The organism is Streptomyces sp. NPDC060184 (genome assembly GCF_042728795.1).
GTDB lineage: Bacteria > Actinomycetota > Actinomycetes > Streptomycetales > Streptomycetaceae > Streptomyces.
On the sequence record NZ_JBHWYX010000002.1, the window covers coordinates 233290 to 258045 of the forward strand.

Annotated in this window: 21 protein-coding genes, 1 pseudogene and 1 riboswitch; of the genes and pseudogenes, 10 read left to right on the forward strand and 12 right to left on the reverse strand. The window is 72.1% G+C overall.

The annotated features are described in order from the left end of the window. The first annotated feature begins 154 nt into the window (after window positions 1-154). The 3 genes from ACFWEE_RS02710 to ACFWEE_RS02720 all read left to right on the forward strand — a co-directional run bounded on the left by ACFWEE_RS02710 (window position 155) and on the right by ACFWEE_RS02720 (window position 4350). Window positions 155-1609 (forward strand): DHA2 family efflux MFS transporter permease subunit, encoded by a 1455-nt coding sequence (locus tag ACFWEE_RS02710; protein WP_386885720.1) that lies wholly within the window; start codon window positions 155-157, stop codon window positions 1607-1609. A gap of 405 nt (window positions 1610-2014) precedes the next feature. Further along, a complete protein-coding gene (locus ACFWEE_RS02715) occupies window positions 2015-2806 on the forward strand; it encodes a hypothetical protein (protein WP_386885722.1) in 792 nt (263 codons plus the stop codon). A gap of 341 nt (window positions 2807-3147) precedes the next feature. Then, the gene (locus ACFWEE_RS02720; protein WP_386885724.1) at window positions 3148-4350 is read left to right on the forward strand and encodes a ricin-type beta-trefoil lectin domain protein; all 1203 of its coding nucleotides are present in this window, start codon (window positions 3148-3150) and stop codon (window positions 4348-4350) included. 28 nt (window positions 4351-4378) lie between these two features. Here ACFWEE_RS02720 and ACFWEE_RS02725 read toward each other — a convergent pair whose 3' ends face one another. The 6 genes from ACFWEE_RS02725 to ACFWEE_RS02750 form a co-directional block, all read right to left on the reverse strand. Next, window positions 4379-6670: an FtsX-like permease family protein gene (locus ACFWEE_RS02725; RefSeq protein ID WP_386885726.1), complete on the reverse strand. Its 2292-nt coding sequence runs from the start codon at window positions 6668-6670 to the stop codon at window positions 4379-4381. After that, complete coding sequence (locus ACFWEE_RS02730) at window positions 6667-7353, reverse strand: ABC transporter ATP-binding protein (RefSeq protein WP_386885728.1); 687 nt, start codon at window positions 7351-7353, stop codon at window positions 6667-6669. Before ACFWEE_RS02730 ends, ACFWEE_RS02725 begins: the two co-directional genes overlap by 4 nt. A gap of 312 nt (window positions 7354-7665) precedes the next feature. Beyond that, window positions 7666-8280: a hypothetical protein gene (locus tag ACFWEE_RS02735; RefSeq protein ID WP_386885730.1), complete on the reverse strand. Its 615-nt coding sequence runs from the start codon at window positions 8278-8280 to the stop codon at window positions 7666-7668. A 352-nt stretch (window positions 8281-8632) separates the two neighbouring features. Continuing rightward, entirely contained in the window at window positions 8633-9775 is a 1143-nt protein-coding gene (locus tag ACFWEE_RS02740; protein WP_386885828.1) for an RNA polymerase sigma factor, read from the reverse strand. An 80-nt stretch (window positions 9776-9855) separates the two neighbouring features. Next, window positions 9856-10266, reverse strand: coding sequence for a YciI family protein (locus ACFWEE_RS02745; protein ID WP_386885732.1), 411 nt, complete (start codon window positions 10264-10266; stop codon window positions 9856-9858). Between the two features lie 376 nt (window positions 10267-10642). Further along, on the reverse strand, window positions 10643-11926 hold the full coding sequence (locus tag ACFWEE_RS02750; RefSeq protein WP_386885734.1) for an FAD-dependent monooxygenase: 1284 nt from the start codon (window positions 11924-11926) through the stop codon (window positions 10643-10645). A gap of 230 nt (window positions 11927-12156) precedes the next feature. Between ACFWEE_RS02750 and ACFWEE_RS02755 the strand changes: the two genes are divergently transcribed. Both ACFWEE_RS02755 and ACFWEE_RS02760 read left to right on the forward strand, forming a co-directional pair. Further along, window positions 12157-12600: a MarR family winged helix-turn-helix transcriptional regulator gene (locus tag ACFWEE_RS02755; protein ID WP_386885829.1), complete on the forward strand. Its 444-nt coding sequence runs from the start codon at window positions 12157-12159 to the stop codon at window positions 12598-12600. A 240-nt stretch (window positions 12601-12840) separates the two neighbouring features. Next, a pseudogene (locus ACFWEE_RS02760) lies at window positions 12841-13111 on the forward strand (TipAS antibiotic-recognition domain-containing protein); the annotation flags it as partial. 203 nt (window positions 13112-13314) lie between these two features. Here ACFWEE_RS02760 and groL read toward each other — a convergent pair. The 4 genes from groL to thrC form a co-directional block, all read right to left on the reverse strand. Beyond that, the gene (groL, locus tag ACFWEE_RS02765; RefSeq protein WP_386885735.1) at window positions 13315-14937 is read right to left on the reverse strand and encodes a chaperonin GroEL; all 1623 of its coding nucleotides are present in this window, start codon (window positions 14935-14937) and stop codon (window positions 13315-13317) included. A gap of 376 nt (window positions 14938-15313) precedes the next feature. After that, the gene (locus ACFWEE_RS02770; RefSeq protein WP_003967346.1) at window positions 15314-15520 is read right to left on the reverse strand and encodes a cold-shock protein; all 207 of its coding nucleotides are present in this window, start codon (window positions 15518-15520) and stop codon (window positions 15314-15316) included. Window positions 15521-15975: 455 nt separating this feature from the next. Next, the gene (locus ACFWEE_RS02775) at window positions 15976-16254 is read right to left on the reverse strand and encodes a MoaD/ThiS family protein (protein WP_266705881.1); all 279 of its coding nucleotides are present in this window, start codon (window positions 16252-16254) and stop codon (window positions 15976-15978) included. Window positions 16255-16283: 29 nt separating this feature from the next. Beyond that, window positions 16284-17576: a threonine synthase gene (gene thrC, locus ACFWEE_RS02780; RefSeq protein WP_386885737.1), complete on the reverse strand. Its 1293-nt coding sequence runs from the start codon at window positions 17574-17576 to the stop codon at window positions 16284-16286. An 18-nt stretch (window positions 17577-17594) separates the two neighbouring features. Further along, window positions 17595-17722: riboswitch (SAM riboswitch) on the reverse strand. Between the two features lie 154 nt (window positions 17723-17876). On the opposite strand from thrC, the gene ACFWEE_RS02785 reads away from it, so the two are divergent. Together ACFWEE_RS02785 and ACFWEE_RS02790 are read left to right on the forward strand one after the other, a co-directional pair. Then, the gene (locus ACFWEE_RS02785; RefSeq protein ID WP_386885739.1) at window positions 17877-18851 is read left to right on the forward strand and encodes a glucosyl-3-phosphoglycerate synthase; all 975 of its coding nucleotides are present in this window, start codon (window positions 17877-17879) and stop codon (window positions 18849-18851) included. A 126-nt stretch (window positions 18852-18977) separates the two neighbouring features. After that, entirely contained in the window at window positions 18978-20363 is a 1386-nt protein-coding gene (locus ACFWEE_RS02790; protein ID WP_386885741.1) for a trehalose-6-phosphate synthase, read from the forward strand. A 22-nt stretch (window positions 20364-20385) separates the two neighbouring features. Here the strand turns inward: ACFWEE_RS02790 and otsB are convergent, their stop codons facing one another. Then, on the reverse strand, window positions 20386-21237 hold the full coding sequence (gene otsB, locus ACFWEE_RS02795) for a trehalose-phosphatase (protein WP_386885742.1): 852 nt from the start codon (window positions 21235-21237) through the stop codon (window positions 20386-20388). 125 nt (window positions 21238-21362) lie between these two features. Here otsB and ACFWEE_RS02800 point away from each other — a divergent pair, with 125 nt between their 5' ends. Beyond that, complete coding sequence (locus tag ACFWEE_RS02800) at window positions 21363-21818, forward strand: MarR family winged helix-turn-helix transcriptional regulator (RefSeq protein ID WP_386885744.1); 456 nt, start codon at window positions 21363-21365, stop codon at window positions 21816-21818. A 109-nt stretch (window positions 21819-21927) separates the two neighbouring features. Here the strand turns inward: ACFWEE_RS02800 and ACFWEE_RS02805 are convergent, their stop codons facing one another. Further along, window positions 21928-22299 carry a DUF3263 domain-containing protein gene (locus tag ACFWEE_RS02805; protein ID WP_386885746.1) on the reverse strand — a complete coding sequence of 124 codons (372 nt, stop codon included), beginning with the start codon at window positions 22297-22299 and terminating at the stop codon, window positions 21928-21930. 133 nt (window positions 22300-22432) lie between these two features. On the opposite strand from ACFWEE_RS02805, the gene ACFWEE_RS02810 reads away from it, so the two are divergent. Continuing rightward, on the forward strand, window positions 22433-23365 hold the full coding sequence (locus tag ACFWEE_RS02810) for an ROK family protein (RefSeq protein WP_386885748.1): 933 nt from the start codon (window positions 22433-22435) through the stop codon (window positions 23363-23365). Further along, the gene (gene nagA, locus ACFWEE_RS02815) at window positions 23365-24519 is read left to right on the forward strand and encodes an N-acetylglucosamine-6-phosphate deacetylase (protein WP_386885750.1); all 1155 of its coding nucleotides are present in this window, start codon (window positions 23365-23367) and stop codon (window positions 24517-24519) included. The genes ACFWEE_RS02810 and nagA overlap by 1 nt, the downstream gene beginning before the upstream one ends. The last annotated feature ends 237 nt before the right edge of the window (window positions 24520-24756 follow it).

Consider the following 24756-nt stretch of genomic DNA (forward strand, 5'->3'; position numbering starts at 1 on the left):
CTCGCACCGCACGCGCCGTACGCACCGCACGCACCGCACGAGCCGCACGAGCCGCACGAGCCGTCGAATGCACGTGCCCTGCCGGTCGTGGTCTGCGGGACCCGGGCGAAGGGGAGACGTCGGGGAGGACGGCGAGGAAGAGGCGGCGTTTGTCATGACTGCGACCCCGGTGGCCGGTACGGCCGCGCCCGAGGTGACCGATCGGCGGCTGACCCTCATCGGCCTGGTGCTGGCGCTCGGGACGTTCACCACGCTCCTCGACACCACGATCGTCACCATCGCCCTCGACCATCTGCACACGACGTTCCACGCCTCGGTGGCCCGGACCCAGTGGGTGTCGACGGGCTATCTGCTGGCGTTCGTCTCGGTGATCCCGGTCAGCGGCTGGCTCTCCGAACGGTTCGGCGCACGCAACGCGTGGATGTTCGCCATCGGTGCCTTCCTGACCGGTTCCCTGCTCTGCGGGCTCGCGGGCTCCCTGCCCGGACTCATCGCCTTCCGGGTGGTCCAGGGAGTCGGCGGCGGCATGGTCATGCCGATCACGCTCTCGCTCATCACCCGGGCGGCGGGGCCGGAACGGATCGACCGCGCCACCGCGGCCGTCGCGCTCCCGGGGCTGCTCGGGCCGCTCCTGGGCTCGGTGCTCGGGGGCGCCGTCGTGCAGTCGCTGAGCTGGCACTGGCTCTTCCTCGTGAACGTGCCCGTCTGCCTCGCCGCCCTCGTCCTCGGACCCGTCCTGCTGCCCGCCACCGCCGGACGGCGCGGCCATCGGCTCGACGTACCCGGGTTCCTGCTGCTGACGCCCGGGGTCGTCGCCGTCGCGTACGGCATCAGCCGGACGTCCGGAGCCGACGGCTTCGCGGCCACCTCCGCCTGGCTGCCGCTCGCCGCCGGTGGCACGCTGCTCGCCGCCTTCGTGGCGCACTCGCTACGGGCCCGTCGCCCCGCCCTCGTCGACGTCCGGATGTTCGCCCGGCGCGGCTTCGGCCTGGGCAGCGTCATCACCTTCGCGAGCGGGTTCACCACCTACGCGCTGTCGTTCCTGCTGCCCCTCTTCCACCAGCAGGTCCGTGGGGCGACGGTGCTCCACACCGGTCTGCTGCTCGTGACACAGGGGCTCGGCACGATGTTCTTCGTCGTGGTCCTGCGCACCGTCGCCGCCCGGCTCGACGGGCGCATGGTCGTCGCCGCCGGGGTGGCGCTGGCCATGCTCGGTACGGTGCCGTTCGCCCTCGCGGACACCCACGGCGGCACACCGCTGCTCCTGGCCGCGCAGTTCGCCCAGGGACTCGGCTTCGCCGCGACCGCCTTCCCGGTGATGACGCTCGCCTTCTCGAACCTGAGCCACGACGAAGCTCCGCGCGGCAGCGCCGCGTTCAGCGTCGTGCAGCGCGTCGGGGCACCCTTCGGTGTCGCCGTCATCGCCGTCGTCCTGCAGAGCCGCCTCGATGGCGCGACCACCGCGTCGGACAGGCTCGCGGCGTTCTCCGTCGCGTTCTGGTGGACCTTCGGGCTGAGCGCGGCCCCGCTCCTGTTCGCCTTCCTCCTGCCTGCGAAGGAGGAGGCGGGGGCGAAGGCCGGAGCGCGGGACGTCAGGCCGGCGTGCTGAGCCGGCCGTTCACGACGACCGGAAGACCGCCATTCTGAGGGGTGGGGCAACCAGCCCGACCGGCTGCGCCGACCGGCGCCGGAGCAGCCGGCCGACGCGGCGGAACGGCTGCGGAGGCGATGCCCGGGGCGAGGACCGTCGCAGCGCCCAGCGGATCGCTCCGGACGATCCTCGCCGGTGATCAATTCCGTTCCAGCAGGTTGGTGAACGGGTGTCGGGTGGTAGGTGAGGGGTGACGACGCCCGGTCGGAGGCGTACGGCTCGAACAGGCCCTACTGTGCAGGTCACGCACACCGCGCGGGAGCCGTCCCGCGCGGCCCGCGTCTCCCGGTCGGTGCCGTCGGTCTCCCCGCCACCGGTCAAGCCGACGACCGACCCAGCACGCTCTCCCGAGAAGAGATCACCATGCCCCAAGCGCCCGCTCTCATAGGCAAACTCGCGGAATCCGCCATGGGCCGCCGTGCGCGCGTACTCGATGTCCAGCGGCCCGCTCCCGGCTTCCTCGAACTCACCCTGAGCGCCGAGGCACCGCCCGGCGGCTGGCGCCCCGGGCACGAGATCCAGTTCCGGGTCGCACCCACCCTGAGCCGCCGCTACACGGTACGGACCGTGGGCGGCACCGGCACCGGCAGCCGCACCAGCACCGGCACCAGCGGCGATGGCAACGGCGGTGTCAGCAACGGCGGTGGCAGCACCGACCGTGGGGCCGAGGCCGAGCGGATCGGCATCATCGCCGCCATGGAGTCCCAAGGCCCCGGATCCACGTGGGTGGGCGAACTCCGGGCCGGTGCCGAGACCGTGCTGCTGGCCGGCCGGCACCGCGCCCTCCGCGAGACCGGGGGCCGGCGCCTCTACCTCGGCGACGGCTCCGCCCTCGGCACCATCGACGCCTACGCGCGGGAGGACGAACAGTCCCTCGTCGCCATCGAGGTGCCACCGCCCGCAGTCGAGACCCTGGCCGCGCGATGGCCCCGGTACGCCTTCCTGCCCGTCGCCAAGGCTCCGGGCGACGCGTTGTTCGCCTGGCTGGAACGCGCCGCCGGTGAAGGCGAGTTCACCCGGCTCGACGGCGCGATGCTGCTGGGCCACGCGCAGTCCATCCAGCGCCAGCGGGCCGCCCTGGTCGACAGCCGGATACTGCCGCGCCGCGCCGTCACCACCAAGCCGTACTGGGCCACCGGCAAAGCGGGGCTCTGAATCCCGGCGCGGGCGGCCCGAAGCAGTGCTTCCGCAGCCGCCTCGCGAACACGAAAAGAGCCAACCTCTCACGTCGCTCCGCGCCCTGAGGCGAGATCACCAAAAGTGCGTACTCACCTTCCGGTTGGGCCCCTACGGTCTCCCTTCAGGACACGGCATCCGTAAAGAAGCGGGAGCGTCGACGAGAAGGGAAGCACATGCACCGTATGGCTCCGCCCGACACCGTCCCGGGCCCGCGCGGTCGCGCCGCGCGTACCGTGCACAGGCTCGCCTCCCTCTGCGGAGTGCGTCGGCCTGCGTGTGCGGCCGTCACCGCCGGGTTGCTGGCGTTCGGTGCGGTCGTGGCGATCGGCACGGTCGATGCGGCCGAGACGGCCCGGGCGGGCACCATCGGTACCACCCCCGGCACCTACACCAGCTACGCGTTCGCCGGATCGCCGAAGCTGACCGACGTGACCTGGTCGACCGACGTGCTCACCGACCCCGGACTCACCTCCCAGGTCTTCTGGAGCCACCAGTTCGACTTCGACAAGGGCAACGGCGCCTACATCGGCCTGCAGTCCAACGGCGGTTCGAGCAGGACGTTCCTCTTCTCCGTCTGGGACGTGTCCCGCGCCGTGGCGGGCAGTGCCGGCAGCCACTGCCAGAGCTTCGACGGAGAGGGAACGGGCCAGAGCTGCCGGATGTCCCTCGCCTGGACCGCCGGTCACACCTACACCTTCACCGTGGCCTCCGAGGGCGGCGGCTGGTTCGGTGCCACGGTCCGCGACACGACCGCAGGGACCTCGTTCGAGCTCGGCAGCATCCTGACTCCGGCCACCGCCATCTCCCCCAGGGGGATGGTGGACCGGACCGAGTACTTCGAATGGAACGACTCCCGCGCCACCTGCTACGACCAGCCCTTCAGCGCCGCGCGCTTCGGCCTGCCCACCGCGAACGGCGGGACCGTCACCGCGAAGGTCTCCGCCACCTCGGCCAACGACAACGCCTGTGCGCCGATGACCCGGACCGACTCCGTCATCGGCGGCACCGTGCAGAACCTGGCGGTCGGGAACTCGGTACGCGGCAGGGTCATCGGGCTCTCCGGCACGTGCCTGGACTCCCGCGGCAGGGTCAGCGGCGGGGTCGGCGACGGAAGCGGCGGGTTCGGCGACGGAAGCGGCGGGTTCGGCGACGGAAGCGGCGGGGTCGGCGACGGAACCACCGCCGGCCTCAGCACCTGCACCGGGAACGTCGAGCAGGCGTGGGTCCGGTCCGCCGACGGCACCCTGCGCCTGCGCTCCGATTACTGCCTGGCCGAGAGCGGTACCGCCGCCGCCTCGGCCGTGGTGGTGCGCGACTGTGCCGGTACGGGCACCGGCGGCACGGTCACCGACGCGTCGAAGCTGTGGATGTACGACACCACCACACACGCTCTGGTCAACAAGGCGTCCGGGCTCTGCCTGGACGTCCCGGGCAGCCAGAGCAGCGACGGCACACCCCTGATCGTGTACGCCTGCACGGGGAACGCCAACCAGCGGTGGACCCTGCCCGCCATCACCTGAGCGCTCCATGGGCGCTCCCGTCCCGTCCTCAATCCCGCCGGATCAGCTCGGGGTCGATCCGGCGGCCGACGACGGGAAAGGAGCCCGCGGTGGCCAGAGCGATCACGCCTGCCGCACAGAGGGCGAGGAGAGGAAGGCCGTCGGTGTCCCAGAGGATGTCGCCGCCGCCCGCGACGAGGTAGCTGGACTCGGTGAGCTTGCCGGTGACCAGGGCGAGGGAGAGCCCCAGGGTCAGGGGAAGGACGACCTGGGCGCACTGGACGGCGCGCAGGGTGCGGGGGCGGGCGCCGAGGAGGGCGAGGGAGGTGACCTGGGAACGGCGCTCCACCGCACGGTCGGTGGCGGCGACCACGTAGGCGGCGACGCCGACGACCAGGCCGAGGACCATCCCGGCGCCGAGCAGCGCCTCGATGACGGCGATCTGCTGGAGTGCGCCCACGTCGACACCGATCGCCGTGACGTACGCGATGGGTGCGGCGGCTCCGATTCCGTCGAGGACCTTCCGCACCGTGGCCGCGTCCGGGGCGCTGGTGAGGAGAAGGCTGGCCCGGTCCGGTACCGCTCCCTTCGGGAAGGTGGACGGCGGTACGAGGAGAGGCAGGTCGGCCGCCATGGGCTCGTACGCCGTGTAGTGCGCCTCCGCCCCGGGGACGGTCACGTCGACCATCCGGGTCAGGCCGTCCTTGCGATAGGTGAACGGGTAGGCCGTGCCAGGGTGTTCGAGATCGCCGTCGGCCGAGGCGTTCCGGGCGGTGAGGCGCATGGGCTGCCCGTCGACGCACCCCCGGAGGTCGATGACGAGCTCGGCCAGCTGGGCGCAGGTCGCGACCACCGCGTCCGTTGCGGGGCCGGGGTCCTCGCGGTTCATGTCCGTCCACGAGTGCACCGCCACGGCGTGGCCTCGGGCGCCGGGCACCTCGGTCAGCGCGGCCCGGCCCGGCGCGTCCACGCCGTCCAGCGAGACGGAGTAGTCCTGGCGGAAGGAGTTGGGGCGGGAGACCTGGCTCAGCTCGACCAGCACGCCCTGGGCGAGGGAGGCGGCGAAGACCACGAGGACGAGTCCGGAGGCGACCCGGAGCGCGCTGCCCGGTTCCACCTCGTTGCGCCGCATGGCGAGTCCGAGCGGGAGGGACTCGGTGGACCGGGCGACCAGACGGGAGAGCCAGTGGCTGAGGAAGGGGAGGGTGAGGATCAGGCCGCTGCCCACCAGCAGGGCGGCTGCCGGGACGAGGAGTTCGGACAACCCCTCGTCGGTGGGTTTCCGGCCCGTCGCCCCCAGTACGCAGTAGGCGGTCACCACCCCGAGGCCCGCGATCAGGAGGTAGACGCCCCCGTGCCGGGGGCGGGCCGGCGGCGCGGTCCTCCGTACGGCGAGAGGGTCCCGGGCTGCCCGGCGGCCCCCGGCCCGCCCGGCGAACCAGGCGAGAACCGGGCAGACGGCCAGGCAGATCGCCACGGTGGAGGCGGAGAGCGCTCCGTCGGGGGCGTACCAACGCAGACCCGGCAGTCCGGTGCGGGCCACGACCTGGTTGACGAGGGTGTACAGACCGAGGCCCGCGACCGTCCCCAGCAGCGCGGCGGCGACGGTCTCCGCCGCGTTCACCCGCTGGGTGCCCTTGGCGCTCAGGCCCAGCAGGCGCAGAGCGGCGAGTCGTCGGGTCCTGCTCGCCGCCGAGAGCCGGGCGCAGACGGTGAGGAACACCGCGAGCGGCAGGAGTACGAGGGTGGCGAGGGTGAAGCGGAGGATGTCGAGGGTGGAGGGATCCACGGCGGGGGCGTCGGCGTACCTTCCGCCGAAGGCCGTGACGACGGTGCCCTTGGCCAGCCGGTCCGGGGTCACCCCGATGTAGGCGTACAGCTCGTCGGGGTGGCCGAGACCCGCCGCGGTGATCCTGCCCCGCTCACGACCGGGCAGGAGTTCGGCGAGCGCCGGATGGTCCCGCACCAGCTCGTGGACGGCCGGGGAGAGGTACACCTCGCCCGGACGGGGAAGCTCCGGGATGCCCGGGGGCGGGGCGGGCACCTCATCCCCCCTGGCGATGAAGACGCGGCTGAGCGGCCGGGAGCCGTACGCGTCGTCGAGGAGGAGTTGCCGGGTGCCGTGCGGGTTCGCCGGGGCGTCGGGGTCGGGGTCGGGGGAGGAGGCGGGCTGCCGCGCAGCGGCGCGTCCGTCACGGGCGTCCAGGATGGCGGGGATCGTGAGCACGGCCGCAAGGCAGCACACCCCGATCGCCCCGCCCACGACCATCAGCCAGAAGCGGACCCTGTTCCCCCGGCCGGAGCCGAACAGCAGCCTGAGCCCCAGTGCCAGCTCCTTCATACCGTCACCTGCTGTGCGAGCACGCCATCCGTCATCGTGCAGCGGGTGTCGGCCCGGGCGGCCACCGACTGATCGTGGGTGACCATGACGACGGCGCTCCCCCGGGCCCTCGCCAGGCTCAGGAACTCGTCGAGCACGGCTGTGGCGTTGGCGCTGTCGAGCGAGCCGGTGGGCTCGTCGGCGAACACCACGGCGGGGCGGTGCACCAACGCCCGGGCCACGGCGGCCCGCTGGCTCTGACCGCCGGACACCTGAGAGGGACGGCGCCCCCGCAGGGCTCCGATCCCCAGCCGGTCGAGCACCTCCGCCGCCTCACCCAGGGCCGTCTTCTTGCGGAGCCCCGCGAGGCGGAGCGGCAGGGCGACGTTCTCCTCGATGGTCAGCTCGGGGAGCAACTCGCCGTACTGGAAGACGAATCCGAAACGGTCCCGGCGGAGTGCGCTCAACTCCTCGTCCCTCAGGCCACCGAGCGGCCGGCCGTCGAAGACGACCTGACCGTCGGTGACCGGGAGGACTCCGGCCAGGCAGTAGAGCAGGGAGGACTTGCCCGACCCGCTCTGCCCGGTGATCGCCACCACCTCGCCCGGCCGTACCGAGAGCCGCGCATTCCTGACGGCCGCAGTGGAGCCGTAGGAGAGGCAGACGCCGTCGGCCACCAGCGTCCCGGTCCTGCTGTTCTGCATGGTTCGTGCCCCCTCGGATCGGGGCCCGGGATTCGCCCGCACCCCACGTGTTCGCTCGCTCGGTCACCGACGCACACGAGCCATTCCCTGTGCTCGGCAAGGCCCCTGTGCTCGGCAAGGCCCCTGCGCTCAGCAACGCCCTTGCCCGCGCACCCGCGGAAGGAAGCCCTGGCGCCCGGGAAAGTCCGTGGGCCCGGGAAAGCCCGTTTGGCTCGGGAAGCCCGCCCTACCAGGAAGTCCCCCGGGATGTCCCGCCCCCGAGAGATCCCGCTCCTGCGGGAGATTCGTCCTCCCCCAACAGGTGCGCGTGTGTCACCTCTTGTAGTGCGGGGCGGTGGCGCAGTTGTCCGGATGGAGCGTCCCTCTGTCCCGGCACACCCGGATGGTGGCGTCGCTGGTGTACAGGGCAGCCGCGTCGTACACGACCTTGTGGAGGGAGACCGTCTTCTTCTGCTTGCCGTAGAAGCGATTCCAGTCGTATCCCTCGACGCGAACCTCCACGTAGACGTTGTGGCCGTCGCCGGAATCGGCGTCCTTGAGCTTCCCCCTGAACTCGAAGCCGCCGTGCTCGGTGCCCTTCGGATTGAACCTGTACGTGCCGCTGCTGAAGAGCGTGCCCGAGCTCTTGAGGCGGGGGATGGTGTGCCAGCCGACGGCGAGTGCCGCCCCGGCACCACCGGCGAAAAGTCCGACCGCGAGCGCCGCGCTCACTGCGGCCTTCCGCCTGCCCCGCACCCCGCCCAGCGACTTCGTGAGACGCGCGACGGCCGAAGGACGCACGGTGTTCCGGACGTTCGGGGCGGCCTGGACGCTCGGAGTCCGCGCGGTCGCCTGAAGGCTCGGGGTGGCCAGAACGCTCAGGGTGTGCGGGGTGTTCCGGATGCTCGGGGTGTTCACGGTGTTCGGGATGCTCAACTTGCCCAACATGGCCGACCTCCTGCCGACGCGCCGCCGAACCGCCTCGTGGCGACCCGTGATTACAGAACGTAGCAAGCCGAGGCGCAGCGTGACCATGACGCTGCGTGAACTAACCCCCATCGGGTGATCCTGGTGCTTTCCTTTCAACCTCGCGCGCAGGCCGTGCCGTTCGCGCCGAGGGCGCACATCGTTCGCAACGGCGCACCTCCTCGGCTCCCGCGCGCGCTCGTCCGTTCGGGGTGCCGTCCCACCCCGCTCAGGGGTACCGCCCCGACCCGCTCGGGGATGCCGTCCCACCCCGCTCGGGGGTATCGCACCGACTCGTTCGGGGTGCCGCCCCGACCCCGCTCGCACCGCGCGCTCAAGCCCCGCGCGTGTTGAGGCGGGCCGCCTGGCGCGTCAGGTGGTCGCGCTCGGCGAGGTCGGGGGCCTTGTGGGCCGCCTCGGCGTACAGCCGTGCCGCCTTCGCGAGGTCGCCGTCGCGCTCGTGGAGGTATGCCGCCACGGCGGTGTGGCGGGGCACCGAGTCGTCCAGCCCCGCGAGTGCCGCCAGCCCCGCGCGCGGGCCGTCGGCTTCGCCGACGGCGACGGCGCGGTTCAGCCGGACGACCGGGCTGTCGGTCAGGCGTGCCAACTCGTCGTACCACTCGACGATCTGGGGCCAGTCGGTCTCCTCGGCGGTGGGCGCGTCGGCGTGCAGGGCCGCGACGGCGGCCTGGGCCTGGTACTCGCCCAACCGGTCGCGGGCCAGGGCCGCCTGGAGAATGCCGACGCCCTCGGCGATCAGCCCGGTGTCCCACCGGCCCCGGTCCTGCGCGGCGAGCGGCACCAGGCTGCCGTCCGGCGCGGTGCGCGCGGCCCGCCGGGCGTGGTGGAGCAGCATCAGGGCGAGCAGCCCGGACACCTCGGGGTGGTCGATGCGGGCCGCGAGTTGCCGGGTGAGACGCATGGCCTCGGCGGCGAGGTCGACATCGCCGGAGTAGCCCTCGTTGAACACCAGGTAAAGGACGCGCAGCACGGTGCCGACATCGCCGGGCCGGTCGAACCGCACACCGGAGACGGTGCGCTTCGCCCGGCTGACGCGCTGGGCCATGGTCGCTTCCGGCACCAGGTAGGCGCGGGCGATCTGGCGCGTGGTGAGCCCGCCGACGGCACGCAGGGTCAGTGCGACCGCCGATGCCGGGGTCAGCGAGGGGTGGGCGCAGAGGAAGTAGAGCTGGAGCGTGTCGTCCACCGCGGGCGCGGGCCCCGGTACGGGCTCCTCGTCCAGCCGGACCTCGCGGTGGCGGCGGGCGGTCTCCGCCCGGGTGGCGTCGAGGAACCTGCGCCAGGCCGCCGTGACCAGCCAGCCCTTCGCATCGCGCGGCGGGTCGGCCGGCCATACGCGTACCGCCTGGAGCAGCGCTTCCTGCACGGCGTCCTCCGCCGCCGCGAAGTCGGCTCCGCGACGGACGAGGACGGCGAGCACGCCCGGCGTGAGACTCCTGAGCAGAGCCTCGTCCAACACCCCGCCGGACGCCCCGCCCCTCGACCCGCCGGAAGCCCCGCCCGTCGCGTCGCCCGCCGCGTCGTCCATCGGTGAGGTCACTCCGTGATGGTGGGGTGGTGCGATCCCATGAAGGGGCGCAGCTCCAGCCACTCATGGATCGGTGCGCCGCCCGCGCCGGGGGCGGCCGACAGCTCTCCGGCCAGCTCGACGGCGCGCTCGTAGCTGTCGACGTCGATCACCATCCACCCGGCGATGAGGTCCTTGGTCTCGGCGAACGGGCCGTCGGTGACCGGCGGGCGGCCCTCGCCGTCGTACCGGACCCACGTCCCCTCGGGGGCGAGCGCCTGGCCGTCGACGTACTCGCCGGTCTTCTCCAGCCGGGCCGCGAAGTCGTTCATGTACTGGATGTGGGCCGAGATCTCCTCCGGGCTCCACTTGTCCATCGGCACGTCGTTGGCCGGTGCCGGAGCGCCTCGGTAGTGCTTGAGCAGCAGGTACTTGGCCATGGTCTCTCTCCTCGCTGCGGCGACCGTGTTCGCGGTCGCGTGGGTCGCGTTCGTCGCGTTCACTACGGGGACGGAACCGGTCACGGGTTCTCGACATCGCCGGGCAGGACATTTCCCGGGCTTCCCGCCGAGCTCCCGGACGCGGGCGCACGAACCCGGACCACTCCCAGCGTGGTGCCCCGGTCTTCGCGTGTCCAACGAACGCCCGCGTGTCCGGCGAACGCCACCGAAAACGGTGGGGGGCGAGGTGCGGCGCCCCCGGCCAGCCGCTCAGGACCTGCCCGCCCCCGACCACCCCGGACCGCCCCGACCGCCGTCCCGCACCGACCGCTCCTGACCCCACCCGAACCGCCCCGACCGCTCCGGGCCGCCCCGCTCAGACCGGAACCGCACCCGACGCGTAATCGCGCAGCTCCAGCGCCGCGTTGATGCTCCGCCCCTCCTCGCCCGAGGCGAGCGTCGGCTCGGCCAAGGCCTCGTTGCGCGCCGCGAGGTCCTCGGCCGTACGCGGCGCGAGGACGGCGAGCCCGCTGTGCGCGAGGGCCTGGTTGGCTTCCACGAACTCCCGCAGCCCGTTCTCGTACGCGGCGAACGCTGCCGTGTGGTCCTCCCGCACCGCCAGTTCACCGGCGAGGACGTACGCACCGATCAGCGCGATGCTCGACCCCTGCCCCGAGAAGAAGGACGGGGCGTACGCGGCGTCGCCGACGAGCGCGACCCGGCCCGTGGACCAGGACGGAAGGTGGATCTGCCCGGCCACGTCGAAGAAGAGGTCGTCCGCCTCTCGCATCGCGGCGACCATGCGCGGGACCTCCCAGCCCTCGTCGGCGAAGACGGAGGCGACGAGCTCGCGCTGGGCTGCCGGGTCGCGGAACGCCGCCGCCGGCACGGTCCCCGGCGCCAGGTCCGAGGCGAACACCAGGAAGCCGTGCAGGTCCTCGGACTCCTCCACGGCGTACAGGACCGCCCCCCTGCCCGGGGTGTTGCGGATGACTCCCTCGTGGCTGAGGCCGAAGTCGTTGGGCAGGGTGAAACCGGCGAAGCACTGGCCGAGGGAGCGGTGGTACCGCGCCTCGGACCCCATCACCAGCCCCCGGGTGTGCGAGTGGATGCCGTCCGCGCCCACGACCAGGTCGAACGTGCGCCGGGCTCCGCCTCGGAACACCACGTCCACGCCCCCGTCGGGCCCGTCGCCCCGGTCGTCCAGCGTCGCGATCGAGTCGCCGAAGAGGAACTCGACGTCGTCGCGGACGAGGCCGTACAGAAGGTCGGCCAGATCGCCCCGGCGCACCTCCACGTCCCGGCCGTCCACCCCGCCGGTCATGGTCTCCGGCCGGACCGAGGCCCGCACCGAACCGTCCGGGTCCAGGAACGACACCTGCCGGCTGTCCACGTGCGCGTCCCACAACCGGGGCAGCAGTCCCATCCGCTCCACGACCCGCAGGGCGGTACCCCGGATGTCGATGGGGTAGCCGCCGCCGCGTACCGCGTCCGCCTTCTCGACCACCGTGACCGCGAAGCCGTACCGGTGGAGCCAGTAGGCCAGCGCGGGGCCCGCGATGCTGGCGCCGGAGATCAGGACGCTGCGCTCGCGGGGTGCGGTGGTGCCCGTACCGGCGGCCTTACCGCGACCGGATTCCGTACCGTAGGTGCTGGTCATGAGGTGTCCCCTCTCGACAGGCACGCAGACTCTCACCATCTACGTAACTTAGGTATCTTTTTTGCGGACGCGAGAAGCCCGTGAAGCGATGCCGCAGACCCGACTATATACCTAACTTAGGTATCCAAAGGAGTGGCATGAGCGCCCAGGAGCCGCACGCGGCAGACCGCGACGCCCCCGAAAGCGGTTCCGACGGCGGTTCCGACGCGGCGTTCGATCTCGTCGCCGAGATGCTTCCGCGCATGGCTCAGCTCAGCAACACGCTCACCAAGGGGCGGCTGCCCGAGCACGCCATGGAGACCGCCGGACTCGCCCTGGAGCGGCCGTCGATGTCCGTCCTGGTCACCCTGCACATGGCCGGGACCCCGCTGCGCATCGGCGAGATCGCGGCGCGCATGCAGGTGGTCGGGCCCCACGTCACCCGGCAGGTCAACGGGCTGGAGAAGCGCGGACTGGTCCGCCGCGTCACCGACCCCGACGACCAGCGCGCCCGGCTCATCGAGCCGACGCCCGAGGGCGCGGCGGGCGCCGAACGCTACATGCGGACCATCCTCGGCTGGTTCGGCGGAGCGCTCGCCGGCTGGTCCGACCGGGACCGGCGGGAGCTGGGGCGCCTGCTGGGGCGGCTCGTGGACGACTTCACCCGCCATCTGTCGGCGCTGGACGCGGAGTAGCGGCGCCGCCCACAGCCCTCTCCCCCAGCCCCGCCCTCCACGGACCCGGGCCGCGGCGCGCCCCGGCAGAAGAACGCCGCACGGGCTTGCGGTTGCCGCTGCGGCAGCTTCTACCGTCCTTCTCAGGCCCGGAAAAACCCGGCCCGTACGGGGCAAGGCGAATCGGCCCCCGTACCGAGGATTCGTTCCCAGCTCCCGGTAGGCAGACGGACGGCACGCGAGCAGGCGGCACGTGAACGATCGGCACGTGAACGAACGCCAGATGATCCGGCTCGCCGAGTTCCTGGCCGCGGGCCTGTCCGCCGACTCGGCGCCCGTGCAGGAGCACGTGGACGCGCAGTACCGGGCGGTGACCGGGCTGCGGCCCGTCACCGCCGAGGAGCACCTCGCGATCGGGCGCTCCTGTGTGGAGAACCCGCAGTGGCGCGCGGCCTACGAGGCCGTCGCACCGGGCCTCGCCGCGTACCAGCGGGACGCCATCGAGGCGTACCACTCGGGCCGCCGGGCCTGACCGGACCGTCTCGGGGGGGCGCCCGGCCCGACCGTCAGCCCGGAAGGGGCCCCGCCCGGCCGTCGGCCCGGGAGGGGCGCCCGGCCCGACCGGCCGGGCAGCCGGGCCGGGCGCGGAAACACTTCGGCCCCCGGGAACGAATCCCGGGGGCCGAAGCCACAGCTGGACGCTGCGGGGGTGGAACCACCGATCCCTGGAGGGGATCAGAAGTCCATGTCACCGCCCGGCATGCCACCCGGGGCAGCCGCGCCGGCCTTCTCGGGCTTCTCGGCGATGACGGCCTCGGTGGTGAGGAAGAGCGCGGCGATGGAGGCGGCGTTCTGCAGAGCGGAGCGCGTGACCTTCGCCGGGTCGAGAATGCCCTCGGCGATCATGTCGACGTACTCGCCGGTCGCGGCGTTGAGGCCGTGGCCGATCGGCAGGTTGCGGACCTTCTCCACGACGACGCCACCCTCGAGACCACCGTTGACGGCGATCTGCTTGAGCGGGGCCTCCAGCGCGAGCTTGACGGCGTTGGCGCCGGTGGCCTCGTCGCCCGTCAGGTCGAGCTTCTCGAAGACGGCGGACGCCTGGAGCAGAGCCACGCCACCACCGGCGACGATGCCCTCCTCGACGGCGGCCTTGGCGTTGCGCACCGCGTCCTCGATGCGGTGCTTGCGCTCCTTGAGCTCGACCTCGGTGGCGGCACCGGCCTTGATGACGGCCACGCCGCCGGCCAGCTTCGCCAGACGCTCCTGGAGCTTCTCGCGGTCGTAGTCCGAGTCGGAGTTCTCGATCTCGGCACGGATCTGGTTGACGCGACCCTGAACCTGGTCGCTCTCGCCGGCGCCGTCGACGATCGTCGTCTCGTCCTTGGTGATGACGACCTTGCGCGCGGAGCCCAGCAGGTCGAGACCCGCGTTCTCCAGCTTGAGGCCGACCTCCTCGGAGATGACGGTGCCACCGGTGAGGATGGCGATGTCACCGAGCATGGCCTTGCGGCGGTCACCGAAGCCCGGGGCCTTGACGGCGACGGACTTGAAGGTGCCACGGATCTTGTTGACGACCAGGGTCGACAGGGCCTCGCCCTCGACGTCCTCGGCGATGATCAGCAGCGGCTTGCCCGACTGCATGACCTTCTCCAGCAGCGGAAGGAGGTCCTTCACGTTGGAGATCTTCGAGTTGACGATGAGGATGTACGGGTCGTCGAAGGACGTCTCCATACGCTCCATGTCGGTCGCGAAGTACGCCGAGATGTAGCCCTTGTCGAAGCGCATACCCTCGGTGAGCTCCAGCTCCAGACCGAAGGTCTGGGACTCCTCGACGGTGATGACGCCTTCCTTGCCGACCTTGTCCATCGCCTCGGCGATCTTGGCGCCGATCTCGGTGTCGGCGGCGGAGATGGAGGCGGTCGAAGCGATCTGCTCCTTGGTCTCCACGTCCTTGGCCTGCTCCAGCAGAGCGGCGGAGACGGCCTCGACGGCCTTCTCGATGCCCCGCTTGAGGGCCATCGGGTTGGCACCGGCGGCGACGTTGCGCAGACCCTCGCGGACGAGCGCCTGGGCGAGAACGGTGGCGGTGGTCGTACCGTCGCCGGCGACGTCGTCCGTCTTCTTGGCGACCTCCTTGACCAGCTCCGCACCGATCTTCTCGTACGGGTCCTCGAGCTCGATCTCCTTGGCGATGGAAACACCATCGTTGGTGATCGTGGGCGCGCCCCACTTCTTCTCGAGGACGACGTTACGGCCCTTGGGGCCGAGGGTGACCTTGACGGCGTCGGCGAGCTGGTTCATCCCGCGCTCGAGACCGCGCCGTGCCTCCTCGTCGAACGCGATGATCTTGGCCATGTGAAGTGGTCCTCCCGGACAGGGGTGGATTGCTCCGGACCGAGAGGCGCCCGCGACGGACGGCCTGCGTGCCCGGCGGTTCCTTGCCCCGCCGCGCCTGCGGGCCTCACCGGCCCGGTCCAAGTTCTGTCACTCTCACCTGGAGAGTGCTAACGCCAATGATTAGCACTCGACCCCTGCGAGTGCAAGCGTCCTCCTCGTCCTGGGGACAAGCTCCGGGCACGCCTCGGGGCGAACCGCAGGCACTCACCGGCCGGCCTCCGGGCCTCCGCGGACCCTTCCCGGCACGCGGAACGCGCACGCACGCAGGGCCCGTACCCCTGCCGGGGACGGGCCCTGCGTGCGTGAGAAGTGTCGTTGCCGACCGCGTCCGATCTCAGCCCACGGCGAGCTTGACCATGTCCGCCTGCGGCCCCTTCTGGCCCTGCGAGATCTCGAATTCAACTCGCTGACCCTCTTCGAGGGTGCGGTACCCGTCCATCTGGATCGCGCTGTAGTGGACGAAAACATCCGCACCACCGTCGACCGCGATGAAGCCGTACCCCTTCTCCGCGTTGAACCACTTGACGGTGCCCTGAGCCATGCCTAACTCCCCTATTTCTGGCCCCTGCACAGGACCGCACTTCGCGGACCCGGGTCAGAACTCACCCTCCGACAGGAGAGGGTGCGTGCGCCGGAACGCGTCGACCGCGGCCGAATGTATCTGCCCAACTGCCCTCTGCAACAGGTCAATCGGACGAGAATTCTGGTCGCGGCGGAACGCCCGAACATGAGGATTTGTTGAGAATTTTGGGCAAGTCGGGCCAGACAAAGGCCACTTAAGGCACAGAGGGCTTCCGGACTTTGGCTGCTTCTTGTCGCGCGGCGGCGCGATCTCGCACCCGCCCGGCGCGGACGGCCAAGGGGGCTTCCCCAACTGTACCGCGCTCAACCCTACGGAATTGCCCCCTCCGCGTCGTACGCGAAGGGGGCAACGGTGCGCTGCGGAACGGCTGTCGGGGTCCCGCCGCGCGGCGGGACCCGGGACCGGCCGTCGGGTCAGCAGCCGCCCGCGACGGCGGGAATGATCGAGACGCCGGCGCCGTCCGGCGTGGCCGCCTGGAGGCCGCCCTCGAAGCGGACGTCGTCGTCGTTGACGTACACGTTGACGAAGCGGCGCAGCTTGCCCTGGTCGTCCAGGACACGCGCGGCGATGCCCGGGTGGTCCTTCTCCAGGGACTCGATGACCTCGGAGAGGACGGTGCCCTCGGCCGAGACCTCGGCCTGGCCGCCGGTGTACGTGCGCAGGATGGTGGGGATGCGGACCTTGACGCTCATGGGGATTGCCTTCCTCGGTTCTCGGGTGGTCAGTGGGCCGCGAGGCCCGCGTCGCGGAACGCGTCCAGGCTCGGGCGGATGGTCGCCGACAGGCCGGTCGTCGGAGAGACGGCGTCCAGGGTCTTCAGGCCGTCGCCGGTGTTCAGGACGACGGTGGTCAGGGCCGGGTCGAGCAGGCCGGACTCGATCAGCTTCCGCGTCACGCCGACGGTCACACCGCCCGCGGTCTCGGCGAAGATGCCCTCGGTGCGGGCGAGCAGCTTGATCGCGTCGACGACCTGCTCGTCGTCGACGTCCTCCACCGCGCCACCGGTGCGGCGGGCGATGTCCAGGACGTACGGGCCGTCGGCCGGGTTGCCGATCGCGAGCGACTTGGCGATCGTGTTCGGCTTCTGCGGGCGGACCACGTCGTGGCCGGCCTTGAAGGCGGTGGAGACCGGGGAGCACCCCTCGGCCTGCGCGCCGAAGATCTTGTACGGCTTGTCCTCGACGAGACCGAGCTTGATCAGCTCCTGCAGCCCCTTGTCGATCTTGGTGAGCTGGGAGCCGGACGCGATCGGGATGACCAGCTGGTCCGGGAGCTGCCAGCCGAGCTGCTCGCAGATCTCGTACGCGAGCGTCTTCGAGCCCTCGCCGTAGTACGGGCGGAGGTTGACGTTGACGAAGCCCCAGCCCTCGCCCAGCGGGTCGCCGATGAGCTCGGAGCAGAAGCGGTTCACGTCGTCGTAGTTGCCGTCGATGCCGACGAGCTCGCCGCCGTACACCGCGGCCATGACGACCTTGCCCTCTTCCAGGTCGTGCGGGATGAACACGCAGGAGCGGAAGCCGGCCCGCGCGGCGGCGGCACCGACCGCGCCGGCGAGGTTGCCGGTGGAGGAGCAGGAGAGGGTGGTGAAGCCGAAGGCGCGGGCGGCCTCGACGGCGATCGCGACGACGCGGTCCTTGAAGGAGTGCGTCGGGTTGCCGGAGTCGTCCTTGACGTACAGGGCGCCGGTGACGCCCAGTTCGCGGGCGAGGTTGTCGGCCTTGACCAGCTTGGTGAAGCCGGGGTTCATGTTGGGCTTGTCGGCGACGTCGGCGGGCACCGGCAGCAGCGGCGCGTAGCGCCAGATGTTGTCCGGGCCGGCCTCGATGCGCTTCTTCAGCTCTTCCGGGGAGCCGCTCGGCAGGTCGTACGCCACTTCGAGCGGCCCGAAACAGGACGCGCAGGCGAAAATGGGACCGAGTTCGAAGCGTTCGCCGCACTCGCGGCAGGAAAGCGCGGCGGCGGGACCGAGGTCCACGGACGTGCCGGAATGCGCTGCAACGGTCTGAACAGCCATGATGGCGGAGGCCCTTTCTCCTCATCTTCCTTGCGACGCATTTCGCCACAAGACGGAATTGGCACCTTCCCCACCGTGGCCTCGCGGCCGGCGGGAGGGTTGCCGGGACTTCAACGGGCCGTTCCCTCAGTCCCTCTGGATGAGCGCTATGGCACTGGACCGTTCGATCCAGGCGTTTGTCCGCCCTCCGACCCCGACATGCGAAGGCAGTGAGCGTTGTTCAAGACTGTAACCGAAGCACCCGACGGTTGAGGTAGTCGTCCGAACCGCGAGATGGATCACATACAGGGAGTATCGCCCGTGCTGGAAGAGGTCGACAGCTGGCTGAACCGCCGTTCCTGGGCAGCCTCCGACCGCCCCCTGGACCGTCTCCTGGCCGCCAGGAGCCGGAACCCGCGGGGCTCCTCCGTGAGCGTCGTCCTGCCCGCGCTGAACGAGGAGGCGACGGTCGGCGACATCGTCCGGACCATCCGCGGCGAGCTGATGGAGAAGGTCCCGCTCGTCGACGAGCTCGTGGTGATCGACTCCGGCTCCACCGACGCCACCTCCGCCGTCGCCCGCGCGGCCGGAGCCCGCGTGGTGCACCGCGACTCGATCCTCCCCCGGATACCCGCCGTCCCCGGCAAGGGCGAGGTGCTGTGGCGGTCGCTCTTCGTGACCAGCGGCGAGATCGTCTGCTTCGTCGACGCCGACCTCAAGGACTTCTCCGCCGACTTCGTCTCCGGCATCGTCGGCCCGCTGCTCACCGACCCGGGAATCCAGTTCGTCAAGGCGATGTACGACCGGCCGCTGGAGACGTCGGACGGCCACGCACCCGCCGGTCCGCCCGCGCAGGGCGGTCGCGTCACCGAATTGGTCGCCCGCCCGCTGCTCAATCTGCACTGGCCGAAACTGGCCGGCTTCGTCCAGCCCCTGGGCGGCGAGTACGCGGTCCGGCGCGGGCTCCTGGAGCAGCTGGCCTTCCCCGTCGGGTACGGGGTGGAGCTGGGGCTCCTGGTGGACGCGCTGCGCACCGTGGGACTCGACGCCCTGGCCCAGGTGGACGTCGGGGTCCGCCGCCACCGCCACCAGGACGGACAGGCGCTGGGACGGATGGCCGCCGCGATCTACCGGACCGCGCAGCTGCGGCTCTCCCGCGGGCATCTGGTGCGCCCGGTGCTCACCCAGTTCGAACGCGACGAGGACGGTTTCCGGCCACACACCTACGCGGTGGACACCGAGGAACGGCCGCCGGTCCGGGAGATCGCCGAGTACACCGCGAGACGCGCCGCCTGACCCGGCCGGCCCCTCGCCGGGCAGACCCGGCGCTGCCCTCGCCGGGCACACCGCGAGCCGCGCCGTCCGGCCCGGCCCGGCCTCGAACACGTTTGGGGGGTTACGTATCGGGCTAGGTTCCGCTACATGGTCTCCGAGCACGCCGCCCAGGTCCTCGTCGCGTCCAACCGCGGCCCCGTGTCGTACACGCTGAACGAAGACGGTTCCCTCGACGCACGCCGGGGCGGAGGCGGGCTCGTCTCCGGACTGAGCGCCGTCGACGACAAGGTGTGGGTCTGCGCCGCGCTCGGCGACGGCGACCGCGAGGCGGTCCGGCGCGGGGTCGGCGAAGAGGGCGTCCGGATGCTCGACATCGACGCCTCCGTGCACGCCGACGCGTACAACGGCATCGCCAACTCCGTGCTCTGGTTCGTCCACCACCTGCTCTACCAGACCCCCGTCGAGCCGGTCTTCGACGACGAGTTCCGGCGCCAGTGGGCCGCGTACGAGACGTACAACCGGGCCTTCGCCGAGGCGCTGGCCGAGGAGGCGGGCGAGGGCGCCGCCGTGCTCGTGCAGGACTACCACCTCGCGCTGGTCCCCGGGATGCTCCGCGAGCTCCGCGCCGACCTGCGCATCGGCCACTTCTCGCACACCCCGTGGGCGCCGGTGGACTACTTCCGGCTGCTCCCCGACGACATCGGCGAACAGCTGCTGCGCGGCATCCTCGGCGCCGACCGGGCGGCCTTCCTCACCCGCCGCTGGGCCGACGCGTTCATCGGCTGCTGCACCGAGATCCTCGGCGGCACCAGCGGCACCCGCATCGGCGTGCACGGGCTCGGCGCGGACGGCGACTTCCTGCTCGCCCGCTCGCACGAGCCGGACGTGGACGAGCGGATGGCCGCGCTGCGCGAGCAGATCGGCGGCGACGGCAGCCGGAAGACGATCGTCCGGGTCGACCGGACCGAGCTGTCCAAGAACATCGTGCGCGGGCTGCACGCCTACCGCACCCTCCTCGACAACCACCCCGAGTGGCGCGAACGCGTCGTCCACGTCGCCTTCGCCTACCCCTCCCGCCAGGACCTGGCGGTCTACCGCGCGTACACGACGGCCGTCCAGGAGCTGGCCGACGAGATCAACAAGACGTACGCCACCGACACCTGGACCCCGGTCGTCCTGCACGTGAGGGACGACTTCGCCCGCTCGCTGGCCGCCTACCGGCTGGCCGACGTGGCGCTGGTCAACCCCATCCGGGACGGCATGAACCTGGTCGCCAAGGAGGTCCCGGTCGTCTCCGACCACGGGGTGGCCCTGGTGCTCTCCCGCGAGGCCGGGGCGTACGAGGAGCTGGGCGCCGACGCGCTGGTGGTGAACCCGTACGACGTGAGCGCCACGGCCGAGGCCCTGCACGAGGCACTGACCATGGACGGGACCGAGCGTGCCGAGCGGTCGGCGCGGCTCGCGGAGGCCGCGACCGCGCTGCCGCCGCAGGCCTGGTTCCTCCAGCAGCTGGAGGCGCTGCGGGAGGGGTGAGACCCCCAGGTCCCGGCGACGCTCAGATGCTCTCGGCCACGGCCGCCAGCAGGGCCGCGACCTGCTGCGGGCCCGGCACGATCAGGTCGGCGCGGGAAGCCAGCTCGGGGACCTCGGTGCCGCCGCTGCAGACCAGCAGGCCCGGCACCCGGTCCGGACCGCCCGAGCGCAGCTTCTCCACGGCCGCGAAGGCGGCGATGTCGCCGAGGTCGTCGCCCGCGTAGAGCACCGACCCGGCCCCCACCTCGGCCGCGTACCCGGTGAGCGCGACACCCTTGTCGACCCCCGGCGGGCGCAGCTCCAGGACCTGGCGGCCCGGCTCGACGATCAGTCCGTGGCGCGCGGCGAGCCGGCCGAGGGGCTCGCGCAGCAGCTCGAAGGCGGCCTGCGGGTCGGTGGCGCGGCGGGTGTGGACGGCGACGGCCTGTCCTTTCTCCTCCACCCAGGCGCCCTTCAGCACCTCGGGCCCGTCGAGGAGGGCGGGCAGCTCCGCGCGGACGGCCGCGAGACCGGGGTGCGGCGGCGGGGCGGCGACCTCGCCGGAGACCGCGTCCCAGCGCTCGGCGCCGTAATGGCCGAGGACCACCAGGTGCTCCAGGCCGGGGACCCCCGCGAACCCGCCGTGCGCGACCGCGACGGCCGCCGGGCGGCCGGTGATCACGACCACGGAGGCGATCTTCGGCGCGAGCGCGGCGAGCGCCGGCAGCACGTCGGCGTGGGCCCTGGCCTGCTCGGGGTCGGGCACGATGTCGGCGAGGGTGCCGTCGAAGTCGAGCGCCACCACGGCCCTGCCCGGACGGGCCAGCAGTGCGGCGAGCCCTTCGCGGCCCGCTTCGGTGGTCGGAGTCGGCACGTGGTCCAGGTGGCTGCCCATGCTCCGACAGTAGCGGGGCAGGGGCGGGCCTGCCGAGACCGCACCCCGCACGCCCGGACGACGCCCTCCCCCCGCCCCGTAGGCTCGGAGGGAGGGTGCGCGGGACAGCAGCAAGGAGCACGAGCATGGACGACCCCATCCAGCAGGTCGAGTACGAGCAGATGCTGCTCAGCCGCCACATCTTCCTGCGCACCGCCAACGGGCGGCGCAAGGACGACGTGCTGGAGCGGAGCGCCTACGTCCTGCTCAGCCGCATCCGCGTACAGGGGCCGATGTCCATCAAGGAGCTGAGCGACGCCTTCGGCCTCGACTCGTCCACCCTCAACCGGCAGACCGCCGCCGCGATGCAGGCCGGACTGGTGGAACGCATCCCGGACCCGTCGGGAGGCATGGCCCGCAAGTTCCGGATCACGCCGGAGGGCGCGCAGCGGCTCGACGTGGAGCGCGACAAGAACGCGAGCGGGCTCGGGCTCGTGCTGGAGAAGTGGTCCGCTGAGGACGTGGAGAGGTTCGCCGCCTACCTCAAGCGGTTCAACACCGACATCGAGCGGCTCTCGGGACGGCCCTGGCCCCGTCCTTAGTACGGGCGCGGGACGCGCCCGTACTAAGGACGGGGGACGCCCTGACGACCCCCGCGCGGGTCGCTCGTGCGGGTGAGCCGGGAGCCGAGGGCCGCAGGGCTCCTGCCCCTCAGCGCCGGTTCCGCTTGGCGGCCCGGACACGGCGCAGGCGGTTGACCGTGACGGGGTCCTCCTCCAGGGCGCGGCGGTCCTCGATGAGGGCGTTCACCAGCTGGTAGTACCGGACCGGTGAGAGGCCCAGCTCCTCGCGGATGGCGCGTTCCTTCGCGCCGGGGCCCGCCCAGGACCGCCGTTCCAGAGCCAGCAGCGCGCGGTCGCGGTCGGAGAGCGCGCCGGTCCCGGCCGCGTCCGCGCCCGTCCCGTCGGTGCGCGCGTTCTCGTCGCTGCCGGCGCTCCCGTCGGTCCGCGCGCTCCCGTCGGCGCCGGTCGCGTCGGGTCCGGGAGTGCCGGGGGTTCCGTTTCCGTGCTCGGGGGCGGTCATGCCGACCAACCTAACGCGCGCCCCGGACAGTGCCACCGGCGCGCCCCCGCCGCCCCCGGATTTTTGTATGCACACGATACAAAGCGGAATAGTGGACTAGACCTTTTGAGATCGGCGGGCGAAACTGTCCCCCGTGAGACATGTCATCGCCCTCGATGTGGGCGGCACGGGAATGAAGGCCGCGCTGGTCGGAGCCGACGGCACCCTCCTGCACGAGGAACGACGAGCCACCGGACGGGAGCGCGGCCCCGAGGCGGTGGTCGAGACCATCCTCGGATTCGCCGCCGACCTGCGCGCGTACGGCGAAAAGCACTTCGGCGAGACCGCGGTGGCCGCCGGGGTGGCCGTTCCGGGCATCGTCGACACCGAGCGGGGCATCGCGGTCTACGCCGCCAACCTCGGCTGGCGCGACCTGCCCCTGCGCGACCTCCTCGGCGAACGGCTCGGCTCCGTCCCCGTCGCGCTCGGCCACGACGTCCGCACCGGAGGGCTGGCCGAGGGCCGCAGCGGGGCCGGACGCGGCGCCGACCGCTTCCTCTTCGTCGCCCTCGGCACCGGCATAGCGGGGGCCATCGGCATCGACGGGGTCATCGAGGCCGGCGCGCACGGCAGCGCCGGGGAGATCGGGCACGTCGTGGTCCGGCCGGACGGCCCGGAGTGCGGCTGCGGCCAGCGCGGCTGCCTGGAGACGCTCGCCTCCGCCTCCGCGGTCACCCGCGCCTGGGCCGCCGCCTGCGGCGACCCCTCGCAGGACGCGGCGGACTGCGCGCGGGCCGTCGACGCGGGCGATCCCACCGCCCTGCGCGTCTGGGCCGACGCCGTCGACGCGCTGGCCGCCGGGCTGGTCACCGCGATCACCCTGCTGGACCCGCGCACGCTCATCATCGGTGGCGGTCTCGCCGAGGCGGGGGAAACCTTGTTCACACCACTGCGTGCGGCCGTCGAGGAACGCCTCACGTTCCAGACACTGCCCCACATCGTTCCGGCGACCCTCGGGGACACCGCCGGATGCCTGGGCGCGGGGCTGCTCGCCTGGGATCTACTCGCCACGGAGGTAACCGTCTGATGGCCGGACACGCAGACAGCACGGTTCTCACCGGAGCCCGGGTCGTACGGCCCGGTGGCACCGAGGAGAACGGCCGGTTGGCCGTCGAGGGCACACGGATCGCCGACGGGGCCCCCGAGGACGCCCGGACCCTGGACCTGACCGGGCACTGGATCGTCCCCGGCTTCGTGGACATGCACAACCACGGCGGCGGCGGCGCGTCCTTCACCGCCGGCTCGGTGGACCAGGTGCTGACCGGTGTACGGACGCACCGCGAGCACGGCACCACCACGGTCGTCGCCTCCACCGTGACCGACAGCCTGGACTTCCTCGGCCGCTGGGCCGGGGTCCTCTCCGAGCTGGCCGAACAGGGCGAGATCGCGGGCATCCACTTCGAGGGACCGTTCATCTCGCCCTGTCGCAAGGGTGCGCACAGCGAGTCCCTGCTCCGCGCCCCCGACCCGGCCGCCGTCGGCGCCCTGCTGAAGGCCGCGCGCGGTACGGCGAAGATGATGACGCTCGCCACCGAACTGCCCGGCGGGCTCGACTCGGTACGGCTCCTCGCCGACCAGGGGGTCATCGCGGCGATCGGCCACACCGACGCCACCTACGAGCAGACCGTCGAGGCGATCGACGCGGGCGCCACCGTCGCGACCCACCTCTACAACGCGATGCCCGCCCTCGGCCACCGCACCCCCGGCCCGATCGCGGCGCTGCTGGAGGACGAGCGGATCACCGTCGAGCTGATCAACGACGGCACCCATCTGCACCCGGCGGCCCTGGAGATGGCCTACCACCACGCGGGCGCCGCCCGGGTCGCCCTGATCACCGACGCCATGGACGCGGCCGGCTTCGGCGACGGCCAGTACCAGCTCGGCCCGCTCGCGGTCGAGGTCAAGGACGGCGTCGCCCGGCTGGTGGAGGGCGGTTCGATCGCCGGGTCCACGCTCACCCTGGACACCGCGTTCCGGCGGGCCGTGACCATCGACCGCATCCCGGTCGAGGACGTCGTCCGGTCGATCTCCGTCAACCCCGCCCGGCTGCTGGGCCTGTACGACCGGATCGGCTCGCTGGAGACCGGCAAGGACGCCGACCTGGTGGTGCTGGACGAGGAGTTCGCCCTCAAGGGCGTCATGCGCAAGGGCGAGTGGATCGTCGAGCCCAAGGGGGCCTGACCGGGGGCATGGCCGGGGTCCTGGTCGGGGGCCTGACCGGAGGAGCTGATCCGGGGGCCCGGACGGGGTGGTCCGGACGGGAGGGCCCGAGCGGGTCCCGAACGGGGACCCGCGACGGGCCCCCGCAACGGGGTCCGGACAAGCGGACTGACGGAGGGTCCGAAACACTCAAGCCCACTTGTATGACCGGAAATCGCCCCTCGCGAAAAGGCATTGTCGCCACGGCTCCCGTGGGTC